The 6,729-nt window shown below is 57.1% G+C and carries 6 protein-coding genes and 1 pseudogene; 4 read left to right on the top strand and 3 right to left on the bottom strand.

Annotation, left to right across the window (positions count from 1 at the left end; all coding sequences use genetic code 11):
- Positions 1 to 255: hypothetical protein (locus NM961_RS23630; protein WP_255916893.1), on the bottom strand; the 255-nt coding region annotated here is incomplete at its 3' end.
- A gap of 429 nt (positions 256 to 684) precedes the next feature.
- Here NM961_RS23630 and NM961_RS23635 point away from each other — a divergent pair.
- The 3 genes from NM961_RS23635 to NM961_RS23645 all read left to right on the top strand — a co-directional run bounded on the left by NM961_RS23635 (position 685) and on the right by NM961_RS23645 (position 3,722).
- Positions 685 to 1,317: a hypothetical protein gene (locus NM961_RS23635; RefSeq protein ID WP_255916894.1), complete on the top strand. Its 633-nt coding sequence runs from the start codon at positions 685 to 687 to the stop codon at positions 1,315 to 1,317.
- Positions 1,318 to 1,764: 447 nt separating this feature from the next.
- Positions 1,765 to 3,099: a M12 family metallo-peptidase gene (locus NM961_RS23640; protein ID WP_255916895.1), complete on the top strand. Its 1,335-nt coding sequence runs from the start codon at positions 1,765 to 1,767 to the stop codon at positions 3,097 to 3,099.
- On the top strand, positions 3,096 to 3,722 hold the full coding sequence (locus NM961_RS23645) for a DUF11 domain-containing protein (protein WP_255916896.1): 627 nt from the start codon (positions 3,096 to 3,098) through the stop codon (positions 3,720 to 3,722). The genes NM961_RS23640 and NM961_RS23645 overlap by 4 nt, the downstream gene beginning before the upstream one ends.
- Here the strand turns inward: NM961_RS23645 and NM961_RS23650 are convergent.
- Positions 3,719 to 4,108: pseudogene (locus NM961_RS23650) on the bottom strand (transposase); the annotation flags it as partial. The gene NM961_RS23645 and the pseudogene NM961_RS23650 overlap by 4 nt on opposite strands.
- 491 nt (positions 4,109 to 4,599) lie before the next feature.
- On the opposite strand from NM961_RS23650, the gene NM961_RS23655 reads away from it, so the two are divergent.
- Complete coding sequence (locus NM961_RS23655) at positions 4,600 to 5,592, top strand: hypothetical protein (protein ID WP_255916897.1); 993 nt, start codon at positions 4,600 to 4,602, stop codon at positions 5,590 to 5,592.
- A 515-nt stretch (positions 5,593 to 6,107) separates the two neighbouring features.
- Here NM961_RS23655 and NM961_RS23660 read toward each other — a convergent pair.
- Positions 6,108 to 6,602, bottom strand: coding sequence for a hypothetical protein (locus tag NM961_RS23660; RefSeq protein WP_255916898.1), 495 nt, complete (start codon positions 6,600 to 6,602; stop codon positions 6,108 to 6,110).
- Positions 6,603 to 6,729 lie beyond the last annotated feature (127 nt).

The following is a 6,729-nucleotide window of genomic DNA, read 5'->3' on the forward strand; positions in this document are numbered from 1 at the left end:
TGCGAAGTCAAAGTGGAAGTGGGCAGCGTCCAGGCCGGCTGGCACGCGGTAATCCTTCAGTACCAGTTTTGCACCGAGGATGGTTCCCTCGGTCGGGCCAAGGTCCGAACCGAACCAGCCGTAACGGTAGGAATAGGCGGCGTCGTCGAAGAACTCATAGCGCACCGTGACGATTTCCGCGGAAGCGGCGCCGCTGGTCAGGGCGAGCAGCGCGGCGAGTAGATGGCGGTTAATAGCGCAATCCGGGACACCCACACTCCAGAATTTTCCGACCGAACTCCCCTAGATTTCCCGTAAGCGACCACTGATCCGGCGAGCCATGCTGCCTTTATGGCCCGCCCCGCTCCCAACTCATCCCGCCGGAAGGTGCTCAAGGCTGCTGGCACCGCGTCCAGCGATGCGTGCGACGCGCCTTCCTCTGCGGAGATGACGTGTTGACAGGCAGAGTTTCGAGCATCGGCCGGACTGAATTCGCGAGCGGCTTCACCTGTTGGGGCTTGCTTCGACGTGGCGGTTCACGCCTATGCGATCATGGGCAACCATCTGCTTAGGCATTCCGCAATCGTTCTGGGGGCGACACTATCTTTTCCAACGGATTCGACGGTGTAAGCGTGTGCGCCGGTACCCCCTACTAAAGGGCTCGGAGGCGGGATGGTTAGGTTTTCGAAGTTGAGTATTTCGTGCTTGAAGATGATGTTAGCTCTCTGCCTGGTCGGTTTCCTGTCAGTCCCCGCCCTGGCTGGAACCAGGCCTCAGGTGGATTTGTCGCTCAGCGCCAGCATGTCGCCGAGAACATTTGGTCCCGGCGGTCGTAACACGGTTGAACTGACGCTGCGGAATGCCGGCCCTGATGCTGCTGGCACAATACCAATTCGCCCATCGACGCTTTATGTTGGAGGCGATGGTTTCTACATCACAAACTCCCCGCCACCCTACGAAGTCGTTCCGCCGATTTCCGGGTGCTCTGTCGAGAGATTTGTATCTGAGCCATTGCCCGATGGGAATATCGGGATGGCGTTCGTCTACTACTTCGATTCCATTCCTGCCGGGGAATTTCGTACTTGTCTTTTTGACGTCGTTTTCCACTCGTCTACTAGAACTAGTCTGGCTGGCGGTTTTTATGCCTATTCAAATGTCAATGACATTGATCTGAACCTTGAAAACAACAGGCTCGACTTCGTGTTTGTCGCAAATCGGGTTCCGGTGGCGGTGGCGCCCGTTCCTGCTATGTCCAGACTTGGTCTGCTGGGCCTTATTGCAGGACTCATCCTCATCTTTAGCTGGAAGGTTGCGACAAATGGAGGCAAGTTAAATTAAGGGAGTCTGGGACATCCACACTCCCGATTCTCGGACCCATCCCTGGGTTCCTGCCACCGCTCACTTGTCCATCAGATTCCACGAAATTCGGGCCACCCTCATTTCGGAGTTTTCTGACCTGAACTCTCAACGAGCCAGATTGGGATTCCTCAGCGGCGCGTGTCGAAAACGGCGGGCGCCCCGGTCTTCCAGTGGGTGTCCCAATCTTCCCAATCTTCCCGTCTACTGACAGCGAGTACGAGCACAGAATGTCGGTTTGGCGCCGAGGGGTAGTGACGACAAGGTTTTCGTTTGTTGGGTCGCCGATGCGGTGTGCTGAACATACTGTCGTACAAGTTCCTAATAAGTGCGACGAAACGCATGGCTGAAGCAACGGTGTGTTCGGGCAATTCGGTTGCGTGTGGAGAATTGTGCGCAGCGGCTTGACTCGGCTGCAAGCATAGAAGCATGCTCAGCGCGTCTTCAGGGGCGGTTGAGAACGTCATGGCGTCCAGATTCGCAATTGCATTTGCGTTGCTGAGTGCAGCAGCTCCCTCGGTCAATGCTGGTGTCATCCTCACAAGCTTTGACGTAGGGTCGAGCGAAGTGTCTGGGCCCACTTCCTCGGATTTGTTCGTCCATCTCGGTTCAGCTGGCTCGGGCGACAGCGCAGCAATCGCCATGGTATGGCCGGCTACGGTGAACCTTGCGTTGTTGGCCACGTTGCCATCAAGCCTGACTGTAAATCTTCCGGATCGTACTGCGGTAGTTCTTTATCGTGGGCGTGCAGAGCGGCGTGGACCCGAGGGGTTTGTATGGAATGGTCGCGGCGGCGATTGCAGCGCGGTTTTTACTGTAGACAGTAATAAGATCCACGCGACTTTATCTTGCATCAACGCAAACTACAGCATCGAAGGTTCGAATGCCGGGGGTTTGCAACTGACTCGCTACGACCAGAGTCAACTTCCTGGCGAAGCTACTCCAGTAGCCATGCCTTCGCTGCTTCCCACGATCTCGCCGATAGCTATGCGGGAGGTGGCGGTGGACTCGGTCATCGATGTGCTGGTTCTATACACCGAAGGCGTAAGACAGTTTTATGATCCAACCGGTGGCGCTGCTGGTACTCGGCTTTTCGCGCAGAGTGCCGTGGATCAGGTCCAACTTGCGTTCGATAACAGCAATGTAGGGACTGGAATCGCTCTGACGAAAGCAAAATGGGTCGCCCGCTCTGATTCGAGCAATTTGTCGCTACTTTTGGACTATCTGGCCGCTGATCCAACGCCAACTGCCCTTCGGGATTTCTGGGCCGCTGACGTCGTGATTTTGGTTACAGAGGTAGGCGCAAGCCCCATCACCTGTGGCATAGCCAACACACCGGGCATGGGAGGTGCTCCGCCACCTGGCACTTCCTTCGCTCCCAACGCCCTTGGTGTTGTAGCCCGCAGTTGTGCGATCGCGGATTTCAGCTTTTCACATGAACTCGCACACCTAATCGGTGCGAACCATAACCCCGAATCCAATTCAAACGCGACGCCGCTTCGAGCCTGGGCATTGGGCCATTGGCAAACCAACATCGAAGGCGGGGCGCGCACCATCATGTCATATCCATTATCGCCAAGTCTGTGCACGTCGCCCTGCAGCCGGATATTGAATTTTTCGAACGCTGATATATGGGTTGATTGGTTTAGAACTGGTAGGCCGGACCAGCGCGAAAATGCGAGAGTGCTGAACGAATTTGCTCCAGTAACAGCTCAGTATCGACTTAGTCTCGGTCGAATTTTTGCTGACGACTTTTCACTGTGAGCAAATGGATGCTCGGTGTTGCTAAGTTCGTGCCGATGCTGGTTCTGGCTCTGCTGTCCGCTCGGGCGTCAGCAGGTACCGTGCAGGTTCCCTCCGACATAGCAATTACCTTGACCGCAGCACCAACAGCAGCGCTGAGGCCGGGGCAACCCGTAGAATTTACCCTCGGTGTCACCAACAATGGCCCAGCGCCTGTGCGTCGTTTGTTGATTACAGGGCCCGACGTTTACGATCAGATCTATCTGCCCGGCGGTGCTTGGACCGACTGCCCCATGTTTTTGACCGTTGTAGATGGTTCCGCTGCATCGTATTGGTATCTTTTCTGGTATCCAGCCTTTCCGAATGCACCGGATATCGCCGTGGGTGAAACGCGCACCTGTCGGTTTCGGCTAGAACTCACTCCCGCGGCACAGGCGGTGACGCCAGTCAGCGTGGGACTGCCGAGTTTCTATTTGGACCCTAATCCCTCCAACGATAGAGCAACGGTTCTTCTAACAAGGGCTGTGACACCCGCTGCGACACCCGTCCCAACGCTTGCTCGTTCTGTACTCGTACTGCTGGCCGGCCTGCTGGCAGGTATTGCGGCGTTGCGCCTGTTTCGGCTGACTGGCAACCGCTTCTAGTGTCCTGTCCCGCTAATACGTGAGCAAAGTCGCTCAAGCTTGGCGAGGATGGATTCGGCGGTTGCCGTCCACCGGAAGGGTTGGCAGCGCGTGTTGTAGTTCTGGACAAAGGTGTCGATGCGCCGGACGAGTTGGGGGACGCTCTTGAAAGAGCCACGTCGAATGGCTTTGTCCGTGATCAGAGCAAAGAAGCGCTCCACCTGATTGAGCCAGGAGCTGTAGGTGGGAATGAAATGCATGTGCCAGCGCGGGCGAGCCGCTAACCATGCTTTTACCTTCGGATGCGAATGTGTGGCGTAGTTGTCGACGATGCAGTGCACGTCCAGTTTGTCGGGGACGGCGTTATCGAGATCGCGCAGGAAGCTCAAGAACTCTTGGTGGCGATGCAGCGAAGTCTGGGACACCCACATTTCAGAACTTTCCGACCCAATTTGTCCAGATTTTCTGTAGCCGGCCACTCACCCCGGCGAGCCATGCTGCCTCCATGGCCCACCCCCGCTACCAATTCATCCCGCCGGAAGGCGCTCAAGGTTGCTACCACTGCGTCCAGTGGTGCGTGCGACGCGAGTTTCGAACATCGAAAGGGCTGGGTTCGCGAGCGGCTTCACCTGCTGGGGGCCTGCTTCGCCGTCGCTACTGATGCCTGCGCGGCGATGAGCAATTACTTGCCTATCGTGTTGCACCTGGTGACTCACAATCCAGAGGGTTGCTATAGCTTTGCAACTACTGAAAAGAACGACAGCGTAGGGGCACTCGCAAAGCAATTCTGCGACAACTGCCTTGACACGGGCTGTGATGAGACTGGTACATTTGTAGAACTTCATGCGTCAAACAGGGGGACTTATGAAGCTTCTGGGGCCCTCAAAGGTATTGAGCAATGAAGCGTTTTCTTCTGTCGCTAGTGCTTGCAGCAGCAGGCATTGGTATGGCGCAAACCAGCAGCGCCGCAGTACCCGGCTATCCCTGCCATGGCTGCACCCTCGCCCAGGAAGAGCAAGCTGCGCTCACCAAGCCCGGGCTTGGGGTCAGGTTTGTCTATAACTTCACCAATCATAGGTTGCGCAAGTTCGCGGTCTATCTCGATTCGGCGCGCGCTACCGGGGCAATAGACGGGGTGTTTGTCGCGTCTGAGCCCATGGACTTTTCTCGCGCATCCCCGTCCGGCCGCGATTTGTACGAAATGGTCGTTGATCCGGGAATGGTTCCGATCTTCGCGGCGGCAGACAGGCTGTGGGCAACAGATCGAAGCTGGTTCAAACAGGCACAGCATCGCGCCGAACTTGAGCGGGTCGGACAAACACCGGGCACCCTTGGTCCGCGCCCCTTCAGCCCTCCCGATGTCGCGTGGGATGGTCCGGGAAGCGGTGAAGGCCGCCTGTTTATGCAGCGACTGGCCTTTATGCTGAGCAGCAGGTCAACAACTGCGCAGCTGGGAAATGGCATGGCCGAGGCGCTTCACGATATCGGCGTCGCACTTGAAAACGTCACCATTGACGTGGGCACCGATGGCGCCTCAGTCGGTGCAACGCTGGCGGACGGGCCGACCAAGGAAACGTTGGTTGAGTTCTGCAACAGCAAGGGAGAGTGCATCGCGGCAAAACTTACAACGTCGAAGACCGGTGTGAAAATTGAATACGCCGGCGCAACTGATGCTGAAAATGTCTCCTACCCTAGTTCGGCCGAGCGCACGATCGAGCGCAGATGGGGGCCGGGTGGGCGCGAAGCAGCACGCGACATGGGGCGCTTCATCACAACCAATCGGAACGGGATTTTGAACACGGGCAACGTTGCGGCGAACTGCGGACGTACAGTGCTTGCGTGTTCTGATGCGGGTACGCAGTACGTGTGCCAAATGTTCTGCGTTCACTAGTTCGAGAAAAAGGTCACCGAAAAAAGAACGCTGCGGCGCAATGCCGGTCAGTTAACGCTGACTGGCATTTTTCGTTGTGGCCACGAAATCCGAAATCCGGGACACCCACACTCCAGAATTCTCTGACCGAACTCCCCTTGGATTTCCCGTAGGCGGGAAGTTCGGGACACCCACGCTTCAGAATTTTCGGCGGAAGTTCGCACCCACGCTTCGGCGGGGACACCCGCCCCGAAGCCTGGAACACCCACGCTCCGGAATTTCGGGGCACCGGCCCAGTCGATGCCAGCCGATTCCGGGACACCCGCACTCCAGAATTTCCGACAGTCGAATTGATCTATCCGCGTCAGGTCCGACTACGAGCGTCAACTTCTGCCCGCTGTGCTGATCCGCGCCACTGAATCGTCAGGCGAAATCCGGGACACCCATATTCAGGAATCTTCTGACACCCGAAATCCGGGACACACACATTCCAGAATTTTCCGACAGTCGAATTGATCTATCGGCGCCACGTCTGGCTACGAACGCGAACCTCGGTCCGCTGTGTCGATCCGCGCCAACGCCCTGAATCGCCCAACGACATATTTCTCAAACACGACGTTGAGCCTAGTGTTCAGGCGCTCGTGGTCCAGCTCGCCTTTGCTTGCTGAAACCTCCTGGGCGATAACCAGTGCTTCCGGAACGGCATATGCTGCATTCCGGGTCAGCGCATCGACGATCTTCTGGAGAAGCGGATGCGTCGAGCCGTCGGCGTCGCAGTCGGCCACCAAGTCATTTAGGTCGCAGAGCAAGCAGAGCGCGGCGCCTTCCCGGAGCAAAGTTTCGTCAATCTCGTTCCGTTGGTCTTCTGACACCTCAACGGTCAAGTATACGAAAGGATCGAAGTCATCCGGCGCCAGGTAGACCGTCTGGTCGTTCGTGATGCCGCCTTCTCTGAGCAGGTGATAGTAAAGAAGGAGCACCGAAGCAAGGGCCTTGTTTGCCTGGGCGTAGTTTGTCGAGTCGATGCGCATTGATGTGAACCGCCCCGGGAACCCCGGAGACTCATTGGTGTGAGTCACGCCGCCATGGCGAGCTCACGGATTTGCCGATAGTAGGCCGCCTCAGCTTCTGCCGGCGGGATGTTGCCGATCGGCCCCA

The sequence above is a fragment of the Tahibacter harae genome (assembly GCF_024437735.1).
Classification (GTDB): Bacteria; Pseudomonadota; Gammaproteobacteria; order Xanthomonadales; family Rhodanobacteraceae; genus Tahibacter; species Tahibacter harae.

Bases quoted from the DNA above. Each gene is read 5' to 3' on its own strand.
- NM961_RS23640 (WP_255916895.1), top strand. From the start codon at position 1,765: ATGCTCAGCGCGTCTTCAGGGGCGGTTGAGAACGTCATGGCGTCCAGA.
- NM961_RS23655 (WP_255916897.1), top strand. From the start codon at position 4,600: ATGAAGCGTTTTCTTCTGTCGCTAGTGCTTGCAGCAGCAGGCATTGGT.
- NM961_RS23660 (WP_255916898.1), bottom strand. From the start codon at position 6,602: ATGCGCATCGACTCGACAAACTACGCCCAGGCAAACAAGGCCCTTGCT.